Source organism: Nostoc sp. CENA543 (assembly GCF_002896875.1).
In the GTDB taxonomy this organism is placed as follows: Bacteria; Cyanobacteriota; Cyanobacteriia; order Cyanobacteriales; family Nostocaceae; genus Trichormus.
Map to the genome: position 1 here is coordinate 4386054 of NZ_CP023278.1, position 21809 is coordinate 4407862.

The window sequence follows — 21809 nt, forward strand, 5'->3', positions numbered from 1 at the left end:
CAATGTTAGTGGTCTTTGTCCAAAAATCTGATAAGTTTGTAGTCAGCATTTTAGTGCTTAAAGATTTGAGAAATAAAGTCCTGACGACAAGTTATAGATACCCATCATTAATGAATACGAGAGACTACTAAGTTTAGTTGAGCAAGAGCGCGGGCGTTTGCATTTTGTCTGATAAGGAAGCCTGTTCGCAGAGTAATACCAATTTTCCCACATTCAGTCACAGAGATTTTTCAGGAATTTTAATTGGTATCTAGCTAACCTAAATCTTAGTAATGTTGGGTTTCCTTGCGTCAATTCAAACTACGCAAATATTATTAATGAAATTACTACAGAAATTCAGGTTAAATTTGAATTTTGATCTACCTGCTTTTAGATCACGTAATTATCGCCTCTACTTTGCTGGACAAGCTTTCTCAATGACTGGGAATTTCATGACGCAAGTAGCGGTGCTTTGGTTGATTTATCGATTAACTGATTCAGCTTTACTTTTGGGGTTAGCTGGATTTTTTGGGCAATTACCAGTGTTTGCATTAGCTCCAATTTCAGGAATTTTAGCCGATCGCTACAACCGTCATCACCTGTTGCTCATGCTTCAGATCGTGGGTATTTCTTTATCAATAATTCTGACAGTCATCACATTTATGGGTGGTGCAAATTTTTGGACATTGCTGAGTTTTAGTGCCTTATTAGGTGTACTCAAAGGGTTAGATGTTCCTGTACGTCAGGCATTTGTCAGTGATATGGTGAGTCGGGAACTGATGGCAAATGCGATCGCTCTCAATGCCGCTTTTCTTCATACTGCACGCCTCATTGGCCCTGCTTTGGGTGGTATTTTGATTGCTCAGTTGGGCGCAGGTTATTGCTTTTTGTACGATAGTCTGAGCTATCTTTTGGCTATTTGGGCGATCTCAGCAATGCAAATTACATCTAGAACCATAGAAATACATAACAGCAATACATGGCATAAATTACAGGAAGGGTTTCAATATGCTTACCGTTTCTTGCCTGTGCGTTCTATCCTCTCATTATTAGCATTAACCAGCTTAGTTGGTATGTCATATACAACACTGCTACCCATCTTTGCAGTAGAAGTTCTAAGCGGCGACTCGGAAACCTTGGGTTTTCTCTCAGCCGCAGCAGCGATGGGTTCAGTGTTGGCGTGTGTCTATCTGAGTTTTCGCCAAAACGTGGCAGGTTTAGAACGTTTAATTGCTTTTTCTCCAGTTTTTATGGGAATTGGCTTCATTCTTTTCTCGGTATCCCAAGTTTTCTGGATTTCCCAATTAGCTTTAGTTCTAGTTGGTTGGAGTTCCACGCTTCAGGTAGCTGCTAGTAATACAGTGTTGCAATTCATTGTGGAAGACAGCAAACGGGGAAGGGTGATGAGTTTTTATGCTATGTGTTTTATGGGTATGGCTCCTTTCGGTAATTTATTAGCAGGAACCTCAGCTCATTACTTGAAAGCTCCGAATACATTGATTTTGGGCGGTATCGTTTGTATTGTGGGTTCGGTGCTATTTCTACAACAGCTACCCCAGATTGTGAAGTTAATGCACTTGGGGAAAAATCAAGTGGTGACTAATTAGGTTAGTGATGTCTGTAGGGAAACATTTATTATTTAAATTAGGTTAGGTAATTGATACATGGAATAAAAAACATCTGCTCCACATTCTTTGAGTTGATGAGCTTCATTTTTGGTAGTGTAACCTAAAACTTTCATCCCAGCAGCAATCCCCGCGCGTACACCTAAAATACTATCTTCCACAACAGTACAAAATTGAGCTTGAACTCCCATATTTTTAGCTGCATATAAAAATAAGTCGGGTGCAGGTTTCCAACTACCAATTTCATAGGAACTAAAAATACATCCTGCAAATCTTGGTAATAAATTAGTGACACGCAATGCCAACTGAATTTTTTCAATTGGCCCACTGGATGCAACGCAAATTGGTAAATTAATTTGGTCTAAAGCTGTTTCTATTCCTTGTACTGGAAGTAGTTCGCTCTCAAATGCCTGAGCAGTAAAGGTACGAAGTTGAGTGACAAAATCTGGCGGCATTTTTCTCCCCAATCTTCGCTCAATCACAGTAACACAATCAGCCATTTTGCCGCCTTTAAATAACCGAATAGCTTCTTCCAGTGACAGTTTTAAGCCAAACTCGGCGACAAATTCCACAAGCACACGATTACCTAATGTCTCACTGTCTACTAATACTCCATCACAATCGAAAATAACCAGTTTTGTTTGTGCTTGCATGATTTTATTGGTTGTATTTGCTATCTATGAAATAGTATGCCTCTGGGTTTGAGCGCAGATTCAATTGCGGCGCATCTTGCTAAACTCCAGATGGTGGCTTGGTTGGCTGTAACTACGGGAATATTTAAATCAGCTTCTAATTCTTCGATGATTTCAAATGTTCTCCAGGCTGTACAAGGCAAAACAATTGCATCTGCATTTTGGTGAGTGATTTCCTTAATAAAAGCTGCGGCTTGATGCGGTGACTGATGCCAAAGATAACTGTCTTGAGCTAATTCTTTCGGACGTTCATCACCTTTAAAGCCAACTATTTCAAAAGGTAATTCACTCAAAAATGTTTTGAGAGTCTGGTTGTTCCATTCGGGATAAGGGGTAACTATAGAAATTTTCTTTACCTGGAGATGTATTAATGCGTCTACTAAGGCTAGAGATGGCACAACAACGGGTACTCCTAAATTCTGCGTCAACATTTGCGCCAATTGTTCAGCAAAAACTCGTCCTCGGTAAAATGTTGCTGTTGTGAAACCGTATGCGCCAATATCTACTCTAGCTCTAGCTAATTTTTTGACTTCTTTAATGGCCTCTTGATTAATATCATCCATCGATTCTTTACTCTCGTAGGCGTGTATCCTTTGAGCTATGACGCGATGAGCATGAATAGTCACTAGGCTAGAAAAAGCAGAGTGAAAGTCAGGCTCAAATGTAGTGTTACCTGCTGGGATGAGTAAGCCGATGCGAAACTGTCTGTGAGAGTCAGCTGTTAAATACACATGACACCCCTTTCTGATCTGGCACAATCTTTGGCATTCATTTAGTTAATCTAACAATTAGGTTTACATATTCTAAAAAGAATGTATAATTACTAAACAACGGTAACTCGACCGATAAAGTGTAATATACCATAAACCAAACATAAGCACTTGCCAGTCAAATTCACTAAAGTCGTAGTTATCAGAACAGCTTGCTTTTGTATTATTGGTCTGATTTGGGTTGTGCAAGCTTAAAACCTGCGTTCAAAATCACTACCAGGACAGGATTTTATGAGCAATATCCAACTTTACTTTGCTAAAGCTTCTACTTTCTCACAACGTACCCGTGTAGTTTTACTAGAAAAAGGTATTGACTTTACCCCGATAGAGATTGATTTACAGAATAAACCAGAGGGTTACACGCAGATTTCCCGCTATGGTAAAGTTCCAGCGATTCAACATGGGGATGTTGTGATCTATGAATCTGCAATTATTAATGAGTATTTAGAGGAAGTGTTTCCCGAACCAGCATTATTACCCCATGAGCCGGCAAAAAAAGCGATCGCTCGCATCTGGATAGACTACGCCAATACTCGCCTTGTCCCAGCTTTTAACAAATTTCTCCGTGGTAAAGATAGTCAAGAACGGGAACAGGGAAGACAAGAGTTCACAGAAGCACTTTTATATTTGGAACAAGAAGGATTAGGTAAAGGTGATTATTTCTTGGGTGATCAGTTTAGTCTCGTTGATATTAGTTTTTATCCCTGGTTTGAACGTTTACCACTCTTGGAACATTTCCGTCAATTTGCACTACCAGCAGAAACACCACGTTTGCAGACATGGTGGAATCTGGTGCGCGATCGCCACTCAATTCAAGGAGTAGCAAATCCTGTAGACTTCTATTTACAAAGATTTGCCAAAATTTTAGGTGAACCTGTTCCCGTTGGTGCAAAGTAAAAGGTAAAAGGCAAAAGGTAAGAAATCTTGATAGTTTTTTGCCTTGTGAGTATTTCATACACAAGATCAATGGGGATGAACTATGAGCTTAAATCAAGTTCTAGACAGACCGATTTCCCAAACACTGCCATATGTGGAGGCTGAACTGACTTACCTCGTCCCGATGGCAGAAAAGCTCGTTAACTATACCTATGAACCGCCAGCAGGCATTCTCCGCAGCAATGGAACTTATCAGGCGCATAAGTTACCTATTTATAATGCTCGTTCCATCGCAAAAGATATCTCTTTAGATAAAGAAGGCTTTGGATTTACTCAACATCAAACTCAGGTGCATAACTTTTATGATGAAGAGGAATTACGCCGCGTTTACTATCTTGAAGCAGAGCAATTATTACAAGAGGTGACAGGTGCAGAGCAGGTAGTGATATTTGATCACACCTTGCGGAATGCTGCTCAATCCAAGGCTAATGAGAATAGCATTAAAGAACCTGTCAAACGCGTCCATAATGATTTCACAGCCAAATCTGGCTATACTCGCGCTCGTTTAGAATTAGCGACACGGGGAATAGACAATATTGATGAGCTTTTACAACGACGGTTTGCGATCATTAATGTTTGGCGTGCGATCGCTCAACCCATTCAAGAATCACCATTAGCAGTGTGTGATGCCCAAAGTATTGCACCTACAGACCTTGTAGCTGGTGATTTAGTATATCGCGGTCGCGTCGGTGAAACCTACGCCGTTACTTATAACCAAGAACACAAATGGTTTTATTTTCCGCAAATGCACAGGGACGAAGCCTTATTTATCAAGTGTTTTGACTCTGCAACAGACGGACGCGCTAGGTTTGCTGCTCACACAGCTTTTGAAGATCCCACCAGTCCTTCAGATGCACCGCCAAGAGAAAGTATAGAGTTGCGGACATTCGTTTTCTATCCCGATTAGTAATGTTGTTTTTTACCTGCTGTTATACAAACTTTGGAGAATAGACATGGGTTACAAACATATAGAGGTTAAACCGACTTCTGGGTTCACTGGTGCTGAAATCAGTGGCGTGAATCTTGCAAAGGATGTGCAAGATGAGGTAGTTGCCGAAATTCGCAAAGCATTATTGAAGTGGAAGGTTGTGTTCTTTCGCAATCAAAATATAGATCATGCTGCACAGATTGCCTTTACAGCTCGTTTTGGTGAAGTTACCTACGCACATCCCCACGAAGATGAGCCAATAGATGGCTTTTCGCAAATCTTACCCATTGACCGCAGCCGCTTTGAACGGCGCAATGGTATACAACGTTCTAGCTACGAAAGCCGTTGGCACACTGATGTGACTGCGGTTGTTAACCCTCCTGCGGGTTCAATTTTGCGTGCAGTTAACGTTCCTAGCTTTGGTGGTGACACACAGTGGACTAATTTGGTTGCAGCTTACGAGGGTTTATCGGAACCTCTACGAAAATTAGCTGATGGATTAAAAGCTGAACATCGGTTTAACGCACGTTTGCGGATACCTAGTAATAGCAAATATGCCCAACGTATAGCAGCTAATCCCCAAGTTTCAATTCACCCAGTGGTGCGCGTTCATCCTGAGACTGGTGAAAAAGCATTGTTTGTCAACCCTGGCTTCACTTCACACATTCTCGATGTATCACCACAAGAAAGCGAACTGCTGCTGGAGTTGTTCTTCAAACAAATCACTAAACCTGCCTACACTACCCGCTTCCGGTGGAATAATGGTGATATTGCCTTCTGGGACAACCGCGCTACATCGCATTTAGCACCCCAAGATTTAGATCATATAGAAGTTGAGCGCGTACTCTATCGCACTACTATTACAGGTGATATTCCAGTCGGGCCTGATGGGTTTAAATCACAAATAGTTGAAGGTGAACCATTAACTAGTGATTTACCAACAGTCCTGAAGCAAAAATCTGAAAAAGTGTTAGCAGAACCAGCACTCAATTAAGAGACTTCCAACTAAAACAATATACAATCGCTGTGGTGAGCAGGGGTGCAGGGGGCAGGGAGCAGGGGGAAAATCAAAATATTCTCTCTCGGAATTTGAATAATTTATTTTCTAGAAGTCCCTAAGTTAGAAATTATAGCGTTTCTCAATTCAAAGAAGTACATTTATAAAAAGTTTAGGTGTATTTCGATTACCAGAGAAACGCTATAAATCCGCACCCTAGCAAATAGGTAAGCTAATCAGCATTTAAGTTGGATAAAGCTAGGGCTAAAGCCCTTACTACAAGCGAATCAGTCTGAAAAAATGAATGACGATTAGCTTATTAAGAAAAAAAGTGTTTTTAGCAATACAATCGGGTTGTCCTTTCGTAGCTTTTTGATAGTGTTGGGCATCCTTACTGTTCTTCTATCTGCCTTTGTTTTGTCATTCCATAACATTACAGTACGAGTTTTGTTTTCCGAACATCTCGTACTGGGTTTCTTTTTACTTGGTGGATATGTAAAACCGGATCTACCAAATTCTTTCTTACTAATGTTTATGCGAATGTTATTAGTAGTACCACTAATGGCATTAGTAGCATTTAAACTATATCCATCAGCACTGACAGAATTGCGAGACTTGTTCAGCCGAGAAAGGAGGGACATTTTATTTCAAGCTTTTGGCTGCGGGATACTAATGTTTGTGTATATTGCTTTACTTTACGTTGCTATTGGCTTAATTCCCACTGGAATTGCTCTCACCTTATTTTTTACCTATCCTATATTTACGGCTCTTCTATCTTGGAAATTTTTTGGCGATCGCCCCACATGGTTATGTTGGCTGGTAATGGCTATTATTCTGATAGGTAGTGTGCTGACAGTACCTCAATCTTCTACTACCTACAGTAACCAGTCTATTAACATTGGTATCATCACAAGTGTTAGTTCTGGGATAGTTTACGCTTTTTATAACATCATTGCCCAAAAATGCTTAACTAGATTTCATCCAGTTCCCTTCACCTGGATTAGCTTTGCCTCTACTCTCATACTTTCTGGTGTTTGTTTACTGTTTTGGCCGTCTCCCGGCACGCAACTTGATTGGACACCTTTGTGGATTGGCAGTATTTTTTCTGGTTTAGTCAGCTTTATTGGACACACAATGAATAATGCCGGAATTCGGATGATTGGCGCAACTACCGCCTCAATCATTGGTTCTAGCAGTCCAGCATTAACAGCGTTAGTTGCATGGTTAACAATTAGCGAAGCGTTAAATGCGACGCAAAATGTGGGAATTGGGATTGTAACTTTCGGAATTGCGCTGTTGAGTGGAGAAAAGTGGATTAAATCATTGAATATGAGGAGTTAATCTCATTTAATTTTCGGGAATTCCCTACAAGTTCAGTGCATAACCATAATCATCTGTAACAAAAAGTGGTGTTTAGTGCGATCGCAATATTTCTAAAAACCTCACTTGCTGTGGAAGCTTGTTTATTTGTGGCGATGGGATTTCCGCTATCCCCACCGCTACAAATCCGCGAATCAATAGGGATTTGTCCCAGTAGAGGCGTTTGTAATTCGGCTGCGAGTTGTTCACCGCCACCACTACCAAAAATATATGTGCGTGAACCACAATCCCCACAGGTTAAGTAACTCATATTTTCTACGATACCCAGTACCGGCACACCGACTTGGCGAAACATATATATATTACGTCGAACATCTGCAACAGCTACTTGCTGCGGAGTCGTCACCAAAATCACGCCACAAATTGGACTTTCTTGAATAATCGTAATTTGAGCATCACCCGTACCTGGGGGTAAATCTATCAATAAATAATCTAACTCCCCCCATTCCACATCATTGATAAATTGGGTAATAATTTTGTGCAGTACAGGCCCCCGCCAAGCCAAAGGACGATTTTCTTCTGCTAGTAAACCCACCGACATTAATTTAATTCCCTGCACTTCTAAAGGTAAAAACTTCTCACCTGTAGGAGTCTGAATGACTTCAACATCAGCTTGTCCTAAACCCAACATTTGCGGCACATTCGGCCCATAAACATCCGCGTCTAATAGCCCAACTTTTGCCCCTTGTAAACTTAAAGCGGCGGCAATATTTACAGCAGTTGTTGATTTACCAACACCACCTTTACCACTAGAAATTCCTAGAGTTATTTTCACACCAGGAATTGTGCAAATTTGAATATAAGTCTTTTTACACCAAGACAAAGCTGATAATTTAGCTTCAACTTCTGTTTGTAATTCCTGCTGATGAGAACCAATATATAAACGCAAGTAAACATAGTCATCAACTATGCGGAGATTCCGCACCATGCCCAAACTTACAATGTCATTTTTTAAAGTTGGTTCAACAACTTGTTTGAGCAGTTCTACTACTTCTTGTTGACTCATTTAAACAGTTGCCAAAATATCTTTTATCCAAGCCTCTTCTTCGGGCGATCGCCTGATTTTCAAAGGTTGTGTATAATCAATTGCTAAATCAAATCTAGCACGTTCGTATACTTCATTGAGTAACCTTTGTAAGTCAACAATTGGCTCAGATTCACTTTCATGCAAAGGTATAGGAAAAACCGGAATTGGACTTTTCAAATCGAAGGTATATAAATCGGCATCAGGTCTGTTGTAGCTGCGACTTACCAAAATACTATAATCTGTGATTTTTACACCTAAAATTGGCATTGGCTCACCTTGCTTTAGCAGGTCAATTTCTACCAAATTAGTCGCAGAAGCTAAAATTTTATGTCGTTTGTTCTCGTAAGCAATTCTACCTTCTTTTGAGATTTTATTTTTAGGTGAAAGTATTTCAATGACAGCTACTACTTCTTTATTTTGAGTTGAGCGCACCTCTAAAAATCTTTCAGTTACCTGTTCAGGTATGGGAACTTTAACTTTAGTAGGTTCGCTAAGTTTTGCAGCAGTCAAAGTTGTGCTGCTATCTGGAATATTACGGTTAGCAACTGCTACATCAGCAATTCCCACCAGTAAGATATCATCTACACTTGTATAAACTCGCTCTTCAATAGAAACTCGGTATTTAGGCGCGATTTGAGGAGTCAAATCATCAGCTATAGCGACAATCAAACGATTATGAACTTGATGCCAAAGTTCAGGCTGTTCTAAATACGGGTTCATTCCAGGAAATGGATTTCCCATGACACTTTCCCTTAATTATTGACTACTCCCCTGATACTATTTTATCTGTTTGTATCTTGTTAATTGCTCGTTGTGCTTGAATAGCAACTTCCCTATCAGGATCATCTAAAGCTTGTTGCAGAGCGATGATAACATCACAATGAGCTAAATTACCAAGAGCAATTACAGCTTCTTTGCGAACATCTGCGTATTCATCTGCTAAAGCTTGAATTAATTTCGGCATAACTTGCATATCTGGAATTTTTTGTAAAGCTTGTGCTGTTGCTTTTCTGACTTGCCAATGTTCATCACTGAAAGCAGTTTCTAAGGCGAAAATTGCTTGATGATTTGCATGAATAGCTAGAGATTGAGCTGCATTACGCCGCACTTGCCAGTCATGATCATTAGTCAGTGCTTGACTAAGTTTATTAATTACTTCTGTATCTTGCAAATGTCCCAGAGTCAAAGCCGCAGCCCGCCGCACAACTGCTGAATCATCAAAAATTAAATCTAAAGCTTCTGGGCATTTATCTAATTGATTCAGATAACGCAATGTAGTGATTGCGGTTTCTCTTAACTCAGGATTATCTGATTGTAAAAATGATAATATATAAGGTAAAGATTGAATATCATGAATTTTACGCAACAGCACTAAAATATTAATTTGTGTATTGATATCATCAATTTGTAGTTTATCTAGTAAAAGTAATAAATCATCTGGACTAACTAACTCATTTAAAGCTGACGCAGCTTCAGTGCGAATATCTTCATCTTGCGAACTCAAGCAGTCAATTAAAGCAGGAATCGCCACAGGATTAGCAATTTCCCAAAGAGCAGATATAGCTATTTTCTGGACAGCAACATTTTCATCATTAAGGGCAATAATTAAAGCATCAATTGTCTCTTCTTCGCCGAGATGTTGTAGAGTTTTGACAGCTACTAAGCGGTCATTGACATCAGGCGATCGCAACATTTCCAACCATTGATTTAATTCAGAATCAGCACTTATAGACATCCTAAATCCTCTCCAAAACTCTTTCTCTCTGCGCCTCTACGCCTCTGTGTGAAATTCACATTATTCCTAAATAACGACCTAATTACCGCAACAAAAAAGGAATCTGCACCGTAATAGCATTAGTAGGACATTCCTTTTCACAAGGTAAACAAAACCAACATTCATCATATTTCATATAAGCTTTCCCCGTCTCTGGATTCTTAGCCAACACATCTAAAGGACAAACTTCAATGCAAGCCATACATTTTTCCAAACATTTTGATTCATCAACAATGACAGGAACATCTACCCTCTGATTAATTAAAGCCATAAAACTCCTATTTGATTTTGTAATTAAACAGTTAGGCGGTAAAATAGATGAGGTAAATTAGCATGGATAATTTCACGCTCATACTTAAATCCCAACTTTTCCATTACTCTTTGCGAAGCTTCATTCGTCGTGAGCGTAAAGCAAACTATATCTTTTAATTTCAGTAACTCAAAACCAATTTTTAAGATTTGCTCACCCATTTCTGTAGCCAATCCTTGACCCCAAAATTTATCCATGAGTGCATAAGCTAATTCCACCTCATTAATACCTTCTACAATAGTATTGCGAAGTCCAGCACGACCAACAAATTGATGATTATTCTTGTCTCGAAATACCCATAAGCCAAAACCGTAACTTTGCCAATGATGTAAGTTATTGAAAATAAATAGCCGTGTCTCTTCATCAGAACGCACACCGCCTAAAGTAGTCATAACTTTTTGATTTTGGTGCATTCGACAAAGTTCATGCAAATGCTGGAATTGTAGCCGCTCTGCTAGCAGACGAGATGTAGAAAATGTTTCTATTATCTGCATATTTTTGATTATTTTAACTATCACCTCACAGCTACATTGTATAATTCTTGGGCTGTATCTACTTTGACAATATAAGGTTCTACTGGACGCTTAAACAATATCATTTGTCCTGATTCATTTTTTCTTAAGTTGGTGTGACAAAACCATTCATCATCATTTTTTTCTGGATAATCTAAACGGTAATGATATAATCCCCAGCGAGTTTCTTGGCGATATAATGATGCTCTGGCTGCCATTTCTGCACAGTCTCGAATAAAATGTACTTCCAGAGAACGCATTAATTCATGGGGGTCACGCGCACCCATTAAATCTAATGTTTGTTGATATTGGACAAAATGTTTTAAGCCAATTTCGATTTTGTTACCTGATTTGGGTGGTTGGAGATAATCATTAACTAAGCGTCTGAGTTTATATTCTACCTGGGTATGAGGTACGCCATTTGGTCTAGTTAATGGGGCATAAATTCTGGTTTTTTCTGTTTCTAAAAACTCGGCATCTGGTTCGCTAAAATCTAAATCTTGGATATATTCAATGGCATGAGTTCCGGCTATGCGACCGAACACAAAAGCCCCAATCATATAATTATGGGGAACGCTGGCCATATCTCCGGCTGCATATAAACCGGGGACTGTAGTTTGAGCGTTTTCATTTACCCACACGCCAGAAGCACTATGACCGCTACATAAGCCAATTTCAGAAATGTGCATTTCTACGCCGTGGGTGCGGTAATCTTCATTTCTCCCTTGATGGAAACGTTCTCTACTTGGTCTTTCATTTGCCCAAAGTATGGATTCAATTTCGGCAATTGTATCTTCATCAAGATGGGTCATTTTGAGTTGGACTGGCCCTTTTCCTGAGTTTAACTCTTTCCAGATTTCCAACATCATTTGACCACTCCAATAGTCACAACTAATGAAGCGATTTCCTTCGGCGTTGGCTGTATGTGCGCCAAAAGGCCCGGCGACATAGGCGCAGGCGGGGCCGTTGTAATCTTTAATTAAGGGATTAACTTGAAAGCATTCAATGTTGCTAAGTTCTGCACCTGCGTGATAAGCCATTGAATAGCCATCGCCGGCGTTAGTAGGATTTTCGTAAGTGCCGTAGAGATAGCCGGAAGCAGGTAAGCCGAGTCTGCCACAAGCACCTGTACAAAGGATGACGGCCTTGGCTTGAATGATTATATAGTCGCCGTTTCTGACATCAAATCCTACCGCACCAACAGCGCGTCCGTCTTTGACTAATACACGGGTAGCCATCACACGGTTTGTAACTTTGACTTTGTGGCGTTTGACTTGACGGGTGAGAATGGTTTTCAGGTCTTTGCCTTCTGGCATGGGTAAGACGTATTTACCCACACGATGCACCTGTTTTAAGTCGTAGTTACCTTGGGCATCTTTTTGAAACTTCACACCCCAACTTTCTAATTCTTGAATGACTTCGTGACCTAATTTACCGGTTTGATAGACGGCTTTTTGGTTAAGAATGCCATCGTTGGCGAGGGTGATTTCCCGGACGTACTGTTCTGGGGTGGAGTGTCCGGGGATGATGGCGGTATTGACTCCATCCATCCCCATTGCGATCGCACCACTCCTTCTGATGTTAGCCTTTTCTAATATCAGCACCTCTGCATCTGGATTTGCCTGCTTGGCTTTAATACCTGCCATTGTGCCAGCCGTACCGCCACCAATGACGAGTACATCAGTTTTTATCCGTTGAGTATTGATATCCATAATTTTCGGGGATTGAGGATTGGGGACTGGGGACTGGGGATTGGGCATTTCTCCCCCTGCTCCCTGCCTTATTTATTGCCTTGCCAAACTATGTCTTTGACTTGAATTTGCTTGGGAATGAGTTTGATTTTGTAAAAGGTATCGGCAATATCTTGTTGTTTGTTAATTACTTCATCGGTTAACGGCAGAACACCATACTGTCGGCGTTTCTCGGCAACTTCTAAAGCGGCGGCGGGAATGCCTAATTCTGGTTCTAGAAATTTAGCTACTTCTTGGGGATTATTGGCTGCCCATTTATCGACTTTGGTGACTTCATCTAACAGGGTTTTCAATACATCTGGGTGGGAATTTACAAAGGCTTGACTCGCCAGATAGTAGCCCCGATTGGGTGCTAAATTTGTGGCATCTGTAAGAATTCTTGCACCTGTAGCCTGTTCAACTGCTGCCAAGAAAGGGTCCCAAATTGCCCAGGCATCAACGTTACCACCTTCAAAGGCTGCACGGGCATCTGCGGGGGTGAGATAGGCGGGTTTTATGTCAGTATAGTTTAGTCCGGCTGCTTCTAGGGCTTTGACTACTAAATAGTTAGTGTTAGAACCTTTAGCGAAGGCAACTCTTTTACCCTTGAGTTCCGCTACAGTTTTAATCGGTGAATCTTTCGGCACAATAATCGCTTCGGCTTTGGGACTCCAAGGATCGTAAGCTACATACAGCAATGGAACTCCTCCAGCTTGGGCAAATATAGGCGGTGCTTCGCCTGTGTAACCAAAGTCAATACTACCTGCATTCATCGCTTCTAGCATCGGCGGCCCAGCAGGAAATTCTGTCCATGTCACCTTTGCCCCAGCAGCCGTTAAAGCCTTTTCTACATCTCCCTTGGTTCTCATCGTGTTGAGAATAGTAGCTGCTTTTTGATAACCAATCCGAACTGCAACACCTTGTTTTGTGGGACTAGAGTTTGTTGTGGGTGTGACGGCAGAGTTGTTTGTATTGCCAGGGGAACAAGCCGAGACAACAAAGCTCAAACTTAGTCCCAAGGTAAAACAGCAAATAAGTTGATGAATTCTAGATATCTGATAATTCCGAAGAAAGTTGTTGACTCTCTTCATCCATTGAGGCGATACAAACTGACTCCACATAAGCACAGTGATTACATAACCACAATAAATACTACGGCATTTTGAGCAATTTACCGTATTTTTGTGGTAAAATATTCACATAGATAAATAGCTACAATAATTTGTAATTCCTGACTACCACTAAAAATATGTCTACTGGCAAAAAACTGAGTCTGACAGATGATTTGTACCAATATCTGTTGTCTGTATCCCTGCGCGAACCGGAAATTTTATTACAACTGCGCCAAGAAACTGCTAAACATCCGCGTGCAAATATGCAGGTGGCACCAGAACAAGGACAATTTTTGGCATTTTTAGTACAGCTAATTGGTGCAAAAAAAACTTTAGAAGTAGGTGTATTTACTGGTTATAGTTCTTTGAGCGTGGCTTTGGCATTACCAGCAGATGGTAAGGTTGTAGCCTGTGATGTCAGTGAGGAGTTTACATCTGTGGCTCGTCGCTATTGGGAACAAGCGGGAGTAGCAGATAAGATTGACTTACATCTTGCGCCAGCTACGGAAACTTTAGAACATTTATTAGCTCAAAATCAAGCAGAAAGCTTTGATTTTGCCTTTATTGATGCTGATAAGGAAAATTATTATCGCTATTACGAACTAGCATTACAGTTGGTTAGACCTGGTGGTTTAATTGCAATTGATAATGTATTGTGGTCTGGACAAGTAGCTCAACCGGAAATACAAGATACAGCTACCGTCGCCATTCGGGAGTTTAATAGTAAGCTAGCCCAAGACGATCGCATAGATATTAGTTTAATTACGATCGCAGATGGGCTAACTTTAGCACGTAAACGGCATTAAGATTGGGGATTGGGCATTGGACATTGGGCATCGGGCATTGGGCAGAATAGCACTAAGTTAATCGCAAAGCATTGATATAAATGGCTTTTTGAGTGTGGGGAGTGTGGGGGGAAAGATTTCTTCCCCATCCCCCCACACCTCCCACACCTCCCACACCCTGCCCCCTGCCCCCTGCCCCCTGCCCCCTGCGAATATTAATATGCAAATTAAAAGCACAACAGCTTAATTCTGCGGCTTTTCGGGAATAACTGGTAACTTTGGTTGTTGCTGTTCTTGCTGTTGTTTTAATTTTTCCTGGGCAATGGTTTGATTAGTTTGGGCTATGGTGTTTTTCGGATCTAGTGCTAATGTGGCTGTAAATGCAGCGATCGCATCTTCTAATTTCCCTAGTTTTAATAAAGCTATCCCTTTTCCTAAGAGGATGTTTGCATCTTTGGGTGTGAGGGTGTCGGCGCGATTGTAGGCGGTGAAGGCTTCTTGGTAGCGTCTGAGGTTCAATAGCACTACGCCCCGATTGTACCATCCTAAAGATAATTCTGGATTGATGCCAATGGCGCGATCGGCTGAGGCTAAGGCTTCTTGATGGCGTGATAAATGCCATAAAATGACACTACGATTTGCCAAGCTATTGGCTAGTAGTGTATTTTCTGTAGATTTACTATTTTCTATAGCTTTATTATATGCCGCTAGTGCTTCTGGATAGCGTTCTAAACTTTTGAGAATTCTTCCTTTATTAAACCAAGCTTGGGCATATTTAGGGTTAATAGTTGTAGCGCGATCGCTATTAGCAATAGCTTGGGAATATCTACCTAAATACCATTGGGTGACGGCGCGATTGTTCCAGGCTTCGGCGTAGTTGGGATTGAGGGCGATGGCGCGATCAATTGAAGCTAATCCTTCTTCATAGTTACCCATTCCCGCTAACGCAATTCCCCGTTGTTCCCAAGCTAGTGCGGGAGTTGTATCACCCCATCTGTTATCACCTTGAATGGCTTGTTCACTGGCTGCTTGAGCTTCTTTATATTTGCCTAATTTATTCAATGTGGCACTTTGATGTGCTAATGCCAAGGAATAGTTAGGGCTTAATTTTACGGCAAATTCAAAGGAAACACTAGCCTGTGCGGGTTTATCGACGCTGGCTAAAGCTTTGCCGTGGGTAAGCCAGATATCTGCATCCTTGGGATTCATGGCTATGGCTTGATCAAATGAGGCGATCGCTTCTTCTATTTGACCATTTTTTTGTTGTGCTAATCCTTTGTGATACCATGCGATCGCCGGTGAACTATCGCCCCAATTTTGATTAGCTTTGATGGCTTGATCACAGGTTTCAATTGCTTCGTATAATCTTGCTAAGTTTGTTAAAGCTTGGCACTTACCCACCAGGGCTAAAGAGTTTTGAGAATTGAGATTTAGTGCTTGGTTAAATGAGTCTGTAGCTTCCAAGAATTTGCCTAATTTACTTTCAGCAATCCCCTTATTATACCAAGCTAATTCTGCTGTGGTATCACCCCAATTACCATCAGCACGCAAAGCTAAATCACAGGCTGCATTCGCCTCGGCATATTTATTTAAATTTAACAAGGCTTGACAGCGTTGGGCGATGGCTAAGGCATATTTTGGTTGCAGACGCAAGGCGCGTTCTGCTGATACTAAAGCTTCGCTATATTTGGCTTGTTTAATTAAAATATCGGTTCTTAATACCCAAATATCAGCATTTTCCGGTTTAAGGGCAATGGCTTGATTACAGGCTGCGATCGCTTCTTCGTATTTCTTTTCCTCTCCCAAGAGTTTACAAAAACTCTCCCAATAATCAAAGTCTTTTAGTTCTAGTTTTTCTTGGGCTAATAAGGCTGTGGGTATTAGCCCAGTGATCAATAAAAATATGAAGCTGAGTAAATAACCTTTGCGGAAAAATATTTTGGGTAAAGATGAATTAGATTTGATCTGATTGGTGAACTCCACCACCGGAACATAGAGTTTTAATGCAGGCTTGTTATTTGGTGTTGGTAAATAGTAGAGTCTTTCCCTGGTGAGTGTCCGCCGCTTTTGGGTTTTGGCGAAGAATTTTTGCATATAAATTATGAAAAATTAAATTTAGTTAATTTTATTTACAGCTAATATAGCTGTAATGCAACACAGATAAAAATATAGCAAAATTCGGGAATTAATTGATACTATGCAAACATTTGCAAACATCAAATATGACTAGGGCTAGAACATGACAAAATGCAGCCAAATACGATAATAAATTAGGAAAAATTTTCATCAAAATTTATGAATCCAGTGATTTCGATTGTGATTCCCGTTTATAATCGGGAGCATTATCTTGATGCTGCTATTACTAGTGTTTTAGCTCAAACTCGGTCAGATTTAGAATTACTGATTTGGGATGATGGTTCTACAGATAATTCTCTAGCCATTGCGCGTGAGTATGAACGATATGATCATCGGGTGCGGGTGGTAGCATCTAGAAATCAGGGAATGACCAAGGCTATAAACGCAGCGATCGCCCAAACTCGTGGTAAATATATTGGTTGGGTGGATAGTGATGATTTGTTAGCACCCACCGCATTACAAGAAACAGCTGCGGTGTTAGATACAAAATCGGATATTGGTTGGGTGTACACTGACTATTTAGATATTGATACGCAAAATAATTTTCTGAGTTATGGTTATCGTTGTCTCATTCCCTACAATCGTGAAGAACTGTTAAATAAGTTTATGACATTTCACTTCCGATTAATGCGGCGGGAAGTGTTTGAGTTAGCTGGGGGAATAGACACAGATATACCATATGCAGAAGACTATGATTTATGTTTACGTCTGTCGGAAATCAGTCAAGTTGAACATATTTTTAAACCACTATATTATTATCGTCATCATGCAGAAAATTTATCTATTAAATATACGGCTTTACAGGCTAAATATGCTCGTCAAGCGGTAAAAAAAGCCAAACAAAGACGTAAATCGCAGAAAGCCAAAACCAGTTTAGTTAGTATCTTTTTATTATTGGGGTTATGTCCTAGTATTGCTCAAGCACAGTCCATTACACCAGCTAATGATGGTACTGGGACGATTGTGAATAATCAAGGCAATCAGATTGATATTAGTGGCGGTAGTTTGAGTAGCGATCGCGCCAATCTTTTTCACAGTTTCTCACAGTTTGGTCTGGATAGTAATCAAACGGCAAATTTCCTATCCCAACCATCTATTCAAAATATTTTAGGGCGTGTTACGGGTGGGAATGCTTCCTATATTAACGGTTTAATTAAAGTCACGGGTGGTAATTCTAACTTATTTTTAATTAATCCCAATGGGATTATTTTCGGCAACCATGCTAGCTTAAATGTTCCCGCTTCATTTACCGCCACTACCGCCAACCATATTGGCTTTAGTCATAGTAATAGTTACTTTCATACCCAGGGTTGGAATGATTACGTTAATCTGCTAGGAACACCTAATAGTTTTGTCTTTGATGCTAACGCCAACGGAACGATTGTTAATACAGCTAATCTGGGCGTGACACCAGGTAATAACTTAACTTTATTAGGTTCTACTGTTGTCAGCACAGGCGAACTTTCCGTACCAGGTGGCAAGATTAATGTTGCTGCTGTCCCTGGTTCTAGTTTAGTCCGTCTGAGTATACCTGGTAATCTTTTAAGTTTAGAAATTCTGCCTCCATCTACTAATCTCAATAATTACCAAAATTCCCTGGCTAACCTATTGACTGGAGGCGGTGGAAATCATGCAACACAATTAATAGTCAATAATCTGGGTGAAGTAGAATTAGTTGGTTCTGGTTTACCAGTGAATCGCAATGATGTAGTTGTAAAACACGCCAATGCTCAAACAGTGAGTTTGCTAGCCCATCAAAATTTAATATTACCAGAAACTAAAATTACGACAACTAATAATTTAAACTTACTGGCGAATAATTCTGTTATAGTGCGTGATACTACCACAAATAATGTTTCTATAATTGCAGGTAATAATCTTTTACTACAAGGTAATGCAGGGATTGATATATTAGCCATTAATCATCTCAATCGCACAAGTTTTATTAGCGGCGGAGATTTAACTTTAATCAGCAATGGCAAGATTTCTCTAGATACTCACTTTGCTAGTGGCGGTAAATTTTCTATTCTGAATAATCAGGGTAATCGGGGTAATTTTATCAGTCTTTATGACCCAATTATTAGTGCTAATGGTGATGTTTCCTTTGGTGACTACACTGGCCCCGCTTTAAAAGTAGAGTCTACAGGTAGTATTACAGCAGGTAATATTACAATTAATAGTCCAGATTTTACACTTTGTCCATATGGTATTTGTTCCGCCGATGAAAGGATTTTAGCTGATGAACCTGCCTTAATTTTAAGAGCCGGTTTGAGTAGTTTAGAATCTACTGCTAACGTTCCTCCTGATATTACGGAATCGGGAACTGTATTTAGCGGCACTGGTAGTTCATCTACACCAGCTAATATACAAGTCGGAGATATTGACACTAGCACAAGTGCATCTAGTTTCATTTATCAGCTTGGTGGTAGCGTAATTTTACAATCTGTGAGTGGAGATATTTCCACAGGTGAAATTAATTCTTCTGCGAGTTTCTTTGATGAAGTACCTGCTGATGTCATAGCTGGTTCAGTTGATATTCAAGCTTTTGGTAATGTGAAAACAGGTAATATTAACTCTTCTACTAGTGATTCTAATTCAGATAATTTGACTAGTGGGTCAATTAATATTCAAGCTGGTGGCAATGTAACTACAGGTGATATTAATTCATCATCCAGCATGATGAGTTCTGCTAATCTTACGGCGGGCAATATTAATATCACATCTGGAGGAGATGTTTCCACAGGGAATATTAATACATCATTACTTAGCCCTAATTCTAGTTTTTCTGATACTAACACTGCGGGTTCAGTGAGCATTACAGCTACAGGTAATCTCACAACAAATATCATTGATGCTTTTGCTACTAGTGGCTACGGCACGATTCAAGCAGGAAGTATTAATTTACTATCCAGCAAAAATATTACTTTTACTAGTATTAACACTAAAGCCCAGACGACAAATTTTGGTGATGCTAACGCCGGAAATGTGAGTGTTTTAGCTAATGGAGTCGTCAAAGGATTAGGAGAAGTTATTGATAGGGACTTTCCAGGTAATACTATCTTGACTGTGGGAGGTAGGATTTCCGGTAAGGTGGAAATTCAACATGATGGGGGTGTTGATAATGTACCATTCAAAGTTGGTGATGCTAGCGAAAATGGTACATCAGGTAGTATTAGTACAGGCAGTTCTGAAATTACTCCAAGTTCACCAGTTAATATATTTCCGGTTTTAGAAAATGGTGGAATAGCTAGTGATACTCCAAGTGGGATTAGGATTATATCTATTAATAATCCGCCGACTGTCACCGCCAATAATAATATTCCCAGCACAGAAGTAAATAAGTCGATAACATTTAATTTTGGTGATTTAAATGTTACAAGTGATGATGCCAATCTAGATAACCGCACCATAACTTTTACAGCATTAAAAAGCGGTACATTAACATTAGCAGACGGCACAATCATCACGCCAGGAACAACCCTAGATGCAGATACAACGTTAATTTACACACCGCCCACTGATGCGACTGGTGACATTACAGCCTTTAGTATTACAGCTAGCGATCGCGTTTCTGTTTCATCTGAGCAAAATATTACTGTTAAAGTTACGCCAACACCTACACCTGCACCCACACCTGCACCCACACCTGCACCTGCACCTGCACCTACACCTGCACCTACACCTGCACCCATAATTCCAGACAATTCTCCTAACCCTGCAATCTTAGAAAAAATTTCTCCTACCTTTCCCACTATCGTCACCCCACAGGCGGTGGTGAATCAAATCGTTCCCGAAATTGATGAAAAATTCACGAATCAAATTCAGCAATACTTAGGTAGAACATCTCTCCCTAGAATTGCCAACACCAATACAGCCCAGAATATATTACAAGATATTGAAAGTGCGACAGGTGTGAAGCCTGCATTGATTTACGTGAGTTTTGTACCGCAGATTTCTGCTAATCCCAATCAAGCTGCAAGCAACAAAGCACTAGAAATTCAATCTGCTGACGATCGCCTAGAATTAATAGTCGTCACAGCTAAGAATAACCCAGTCCGTAAAGTTTTACCCATCACGCGATCGCAAATATTAGCTGTAGCGAGAACATTTAAAAGCCGCATCACAGATCCTAGCTTGCGAAAAGACTATATAGAATCAAGCCAGCAATTACATGAATGGCTAATTCAACCCATCGCCAGCGAATTACAACAATATGGTGTGCAGAATTTAGTATTTATCATGGATAGCGGATTGCGATCGCTACCCATCGCCGCCCTTTACGATGGTAAACAATATCTCGTCGAAAAATACAGCGTCGGCTTAATGCCCAGTCTCAGCCTCACCGATACCAAATATGTAGATGTGAGGAAATCCCAAGTTTTAAGCATGGGTGCATCACAATTCACCAACCAGCAACCTTTACCAGCCGTACCCACAGAACTCAACGCCATTACCCCCCGCCTTTGGGCGGGTAAATCCTTCCTCAACGAAGCCTTTACCCTGAAAAATCTCCAAACCCAACGCCAACGAACACCTTTTGGGATTATCCACTTAGCCACCCACGGTGAATTTAAACCAGGCGCGCCTGGTAACTCCTATATTCAACTGTGGGATACACAATTGCAAATGGATCAAATCCGCCGACTGGGTTGGAATGATCCGCCTGTAGAATTAGTAGTATTAAGTGCCTGTCGTACCGCCCTTGGAGATGAGGAAGCCGAGTTAGGCTTTGCTGGTTTTGCAGTACAAGCCGGTGCTAAGTCAGCCTTAGCTAGTTTGTGGTATGTCTCCGACGAGGGGACATTAGGTTTAATCAGTGAATTTTACAACCGTTTGAAAACCGCCCCCATCAAAGCCGAAGCCCTCCGCCAAGCCCAAGTAGCAGCCCTCAAAGGGGAGGTACGTTTAGAAAACGGTAAACTAGAAACCACCAGGGGAGGTGTGATTTTACCCCCTATTTTAGCCGAACTAGGTGACAAAGATATCAGCCATCCCTATTTTTGGTCTGCCTTTACGATGATTGGGAATCCTTGGTAGTCAATAGTCAATAGTCAATAGTCATTAGTCATTAGTCATTAGTCATTAGTCAGTTTCTTTTTCCTCTACTCCTAAACCC

17 protein-coding genes are annotated in these 21809 nt (G+C 40.5%); 7 read left to right on the forward strand and 10 right to left on the reverse strand.

Annotation, left to right across the window (positions count from 1 at the left end):
- Nucleotides 1–317 precede the first annotated feature (317 nt).
- On the forward strand, nt 318–1586 hold the full coding sequence (locus tag CLI64_RS18090; RefSeq protein WP_103138504.1) for an MFS transporter: 1269 nt from the start codon (nt 318–320) through the stop codon (nt 1584–1586).
- A gap of 32 nt (nt 1587–1618) precedes the next feature.
- Here CLI64_RS18090 and CLI64_RS18095 read toward each other — a convergent pair whose 3' ends face one another.
- Complete coding sequence (locus tag CLI64_RS18095; RefSeq protein WP_103138505.1) at nt 1619–2257, reverse strand: HAD-IA family hydrolase; 639 nt, start codon at nt 2255–2257, stop codon at nt 1619–1621.
- A 20-nt stretch (nt 2258–2277) separates the two neighbouring features.
- Nucleotides 2278–3027 carry an aspartate/glutamate racemase family protein gene (locus CLI64_RS18100; RefSeq protein ID WP_157943292.1) on the reverse strand — a complete coding sequence of 250 codons (750 nt, stop codon included), beginning with the start codon at nt 3025–3027 and terminating at the stop codon, nt 2278–2280.
- A 270-nt stretch (nt 3028–3297) separates the two neighbouring features.
- On the opposite strand from CLI64_RS18100, the gene CLI64_RS18105 reads away from it, so the two are divergent.
- The 4 genes from CLI64_RS18105 to CLI64_RS18120 all read left to right on the forward strand — a co-directional run bounded on the left by CLI64_RS18105 (nt 3298) and on the right by CLI64_RS18120 (nt 7268).
- On the forward strand, nt 3298–3963 hold the full coding sequence (locus CLI64_RS18105; RefSeq protein WP_103138507.1) for a glutathione S-transferase family protein: 666 nt from the start codon (nt 3298–3300) through the stop codon (nt 3961–3963).
- An 82-nt stretch (nt 3964–4045) separates the two neighbouring features.
- A complete protein-coding gene (locus CLI64_RS18110) occupies nt 4046–4909 on the forward strand; it encodes a CmcJ/NvfI family oxidoreductase (protein WP_103138508.1) in 864 nt (287 codons plus the stop codon).
- Nucleotides 4910–4955: 46 nt separating this feature from the next.
- Complete coding sequence (locus tag CLI64_RS18115) at nt 4956–5924, forward strand: TauD/TfdA family dioxygenase (protein WP_103138509.1); 969 nt, start codon at nt 4956–4958, stop codon at nt 5922–5924.
- 537 nt (nt 5925–6461) lie between these two features.
- On the forward strand, nt 6462–7268 hold the full coding sequence (locus CLI64_RS18120) for a DMT family transporter (protein ID WP_374703943.1): 807 nt from the start codon (nt 6462–6464) through the stop codon (nt 7266–7268).
- 49 nt (nt 7269–7317) lie between these two features.
- On the opposite strand, the gene CLI64_RS18125 is transcribed toward CLI64_RS18120, so the two are convergent.
- The 7 genes from CLI64_RS18125 to CLI64_RS18155 all read right to left on the reverse strand — a co-directional run bounded on the left by CLI64_RS18125 (nt 7318) and on the right by CLI64_RS18155 (nt 13667).
- Nucleotides 7318–8313 (reverse strand): Mrp/NBP35 family ATP-binding protein, encoded by a 996-nt coding sequence (locus CLI64_RS18125; protein ID WP_103138511.1) that lies wholly within the window; start codon nt 8311–8313, stop codon nt 7318–7320.
- Nucleotides 8314–9075 (reverse strand): DUF4058 family protein, encoded by a 762-nt coding sequence (locus CLI64_RS18130; RefSeq protein ID WP_103138512.1) that lies wholly within the window; start codon nt 9073–9075, stop codon nt 8314–8316.
- Between the two features lie 22 nt (nt 9076–9097).
- Nucleotides 9098–10069 carry a HEAT repeat domain-containing protein gene (locus CLI64_RS18135; RefSeq protein WP_103138513.1) on the reverse strand — a complete coding sequence of 324 codons (972 nt, stop codon included), beginning with the start codon at nt 10067–10069 and terminating at the stop codon, nt 9098–9100.
- 82 nt (nt 10070–10151) lie between these two features.
- Nucleotides 10152–10379, reverse strand: coding sequence for a ferredoxin family protein (locus tag CLI64_RS18140; protein WP_103138514.1), 228 nt, complete (start codon nt 10377–10379; stop codon nt 10152–10154).
- 23 nt (nt 10380–10402) lie between these two features.
- On the reverse strand, nt 10403–10912 hold the full coding sequence (locus CLI64_RS18145) for a GNAT family N-acetyltransferase (RefSeq protein ID WP_103138515.1): 510 nt from the start codon (nt 10910–10912) through the stop codon (nt 10403–10405).
- A gap of 20 nt (nt 10913–10932) precedes the next feature.
- Nucleotides 10933–12642 carry a fumarate reductase/succinate dehydrogenase flavoprotein subunit gene (locus CLI64_RS18150; protein ID WP_103140787.1) on the reverse strand — a complete coding sequence of 570 codons (1710 nt, stop codon included), beginning with the start codon at nt 12640–12642 and terminating at the stop codon, nt 10933–10935.
- 68 nt (nt 12643–12710) lie between these two features.
- Nucleotides 12711–13667 carry a sulfonate ABC transporter substrate-binding protein gene (locus CLI64_RS18155; RefSeq protein WP_225977385.1) on the reverse strand — a complete coding sequence of 319 codons (957 nt, stop codon included), beginning with the start codon at nt 13665–13667 and terminating at the stop codon, nt 12711–12713.
- Nucleotides 13668–13909: 242 nt separating this feature from the next.
- On the opposite strand from CLI64_RS18155, the gene CLI64_RS18160 reads away from it, so the two are divergent.
- Nucleotides 13910–14578 (forward strand): class I SAM-dependent methyltransferase, encoded by a 669-nt coding sequence (locus CLI64_RS18160; protein WP_103138517.1) that lies wholly within the window; start codon nt 13910–13912, stop codon nt 14576–14578.
- Between the two features lie 222 nt (nt 14579–14800).
- Here the strand turns inward: CLI64_RS18160 and CLI64_RS18165 are convergent, their stop codons facing one another.
- Entirely contained in the window at nt 14801–16651 is a 1851-nt protein-coding gene (locus CLI64_RS18165; RefSeq protein ID WP_103138518.1) for a tetratricopeptide repeat protein, read from the reverse strand.
- Between the two features lie 201 nt (nt 16652–16852).
- Between CLI64_RS18165 and CLI64_RS18170 the strand changes: the two genes are divergently transcribed.
- On the forward strand, nt 16853–21730 hold the full coding sequence (locus CLI64_RS18170; RefSeq protein WP_103138519.1) for a CHAT domain-containing protein: 4878 nt from the start codon (nt 16853–16855) through the stop codon (nt 21728–21730).
- The last annotated feature ends 79 nt before the right edge of the window (nt 21731–21809 follow it).

Excerpts from the sequence above, each read along its gene's own strand:
- CLI64_RS18090 (WP_103138504.1), top strand. The coding sequence starts at position 318 with ATGAAATTACTACAGAAATTCAGGTTAAATTTGAATTTTGATCTACCT.
- CLI64_RS18095 (WP_103138505.1), bottom strand. The coding sequence starts at position 2,257 with ATGCAAGCACAAACAAAACTGGTTATTTTCGATTGTGATGGAGTATTA.
- CLI64_RS18105 (WP_103138507.1), top strand. The coding sequence starts at position 3,298 with ATGAGCAATATCCAACTTTACTTTGCTAAAGCTTCTACTTTCTCACAA.
- CLI64_RS18110 (WP_103138508.1), top strand. The coding sequence starts at position 4,046 with ATGAGCTTAAATCAAGTTCTAGACAGACCGATTTCCCAAACACTGCCA.
- CLI64_RS18115 (WP_103138509.1), top strand. The coding sequence starts at position 4,956 with ATGGGTTACAAACATATAGAGGTTAAACCGACTTCTGGGTTCACTGGT.
- CLI64_RS18120 (WP_374703943.1), top strand. The coding sequence starts at position 6,462 with ATGCGAATGTTATTAGTAGTACCACTAATGGCATTAGTAGCATTTAAA.
- CLI64_RS18125 (WP_103138511.1), bottom strand. The coding sequence starts at position 8,313 with ATGAGTCAACAAGAAGTAGTAGAACTGCTCAAACAAGTTGTTGAACCA.
- CLI64_RS18130 (WP_103138512.1), bottom strand. The coding sequence starts at position 9,075 with ATGGGAAATCCATTTCCTGGAATGAACCCGTATTTAGAACAGCCTGAA.
- CLI64_RS18135 (WP_103138513.1), bottom strand. The coding sequence starts at position 10,069 with ATGTCTATAAGTGCTGATTCTGAATTAAATCAATGGTTGGAAATGTTG.
- CLI64_RS18140 (WP_103138514.1), bottom strand. The coding sequence starts at position 10,379 with ATGGCTTTAATTAATCAGAGGGTAGATGTTCCTGTCATTGTTGATGAA.
- CLI64_RS18145 (WP_103138515.1), bottom strand. The coding sequence starts at position 10,912 with ATGCAGATAATAGAAACATTTTCTACATCTCGTCTGCTAGCAGAGCGG.
- CLI64_RS18150 (WP_103140787.1), bottom strand. The coding sequence starts at position 12,642 with ATGGATATCAATACTCAACGGATAAAAACTGATGTACTCGTCATTGGT.
- CLI64_RS18160 (WP_103138517.1), top strand. The coding sequence starts at position 13,910 with ATGTCTACTGGCAAAAAACTGAGTCTGACAGATGATTTGTACCAATAT.
- CLI64_RS18165 (WP_103138518.1), bottom strand. The coding sequence starts at position 16,651 with ATGCAAAAATTCTTCGCCAAAACCCAAAAGCGGCGGACACTCACCAGG.
- CLI64_RS18170 (WP_103138519.1), top strand. The coding sequence starts at position 16,853 with ATGAATCCAGTGATTTCGATTGTGATTCCCGTTTATAATCGGGAGCAT.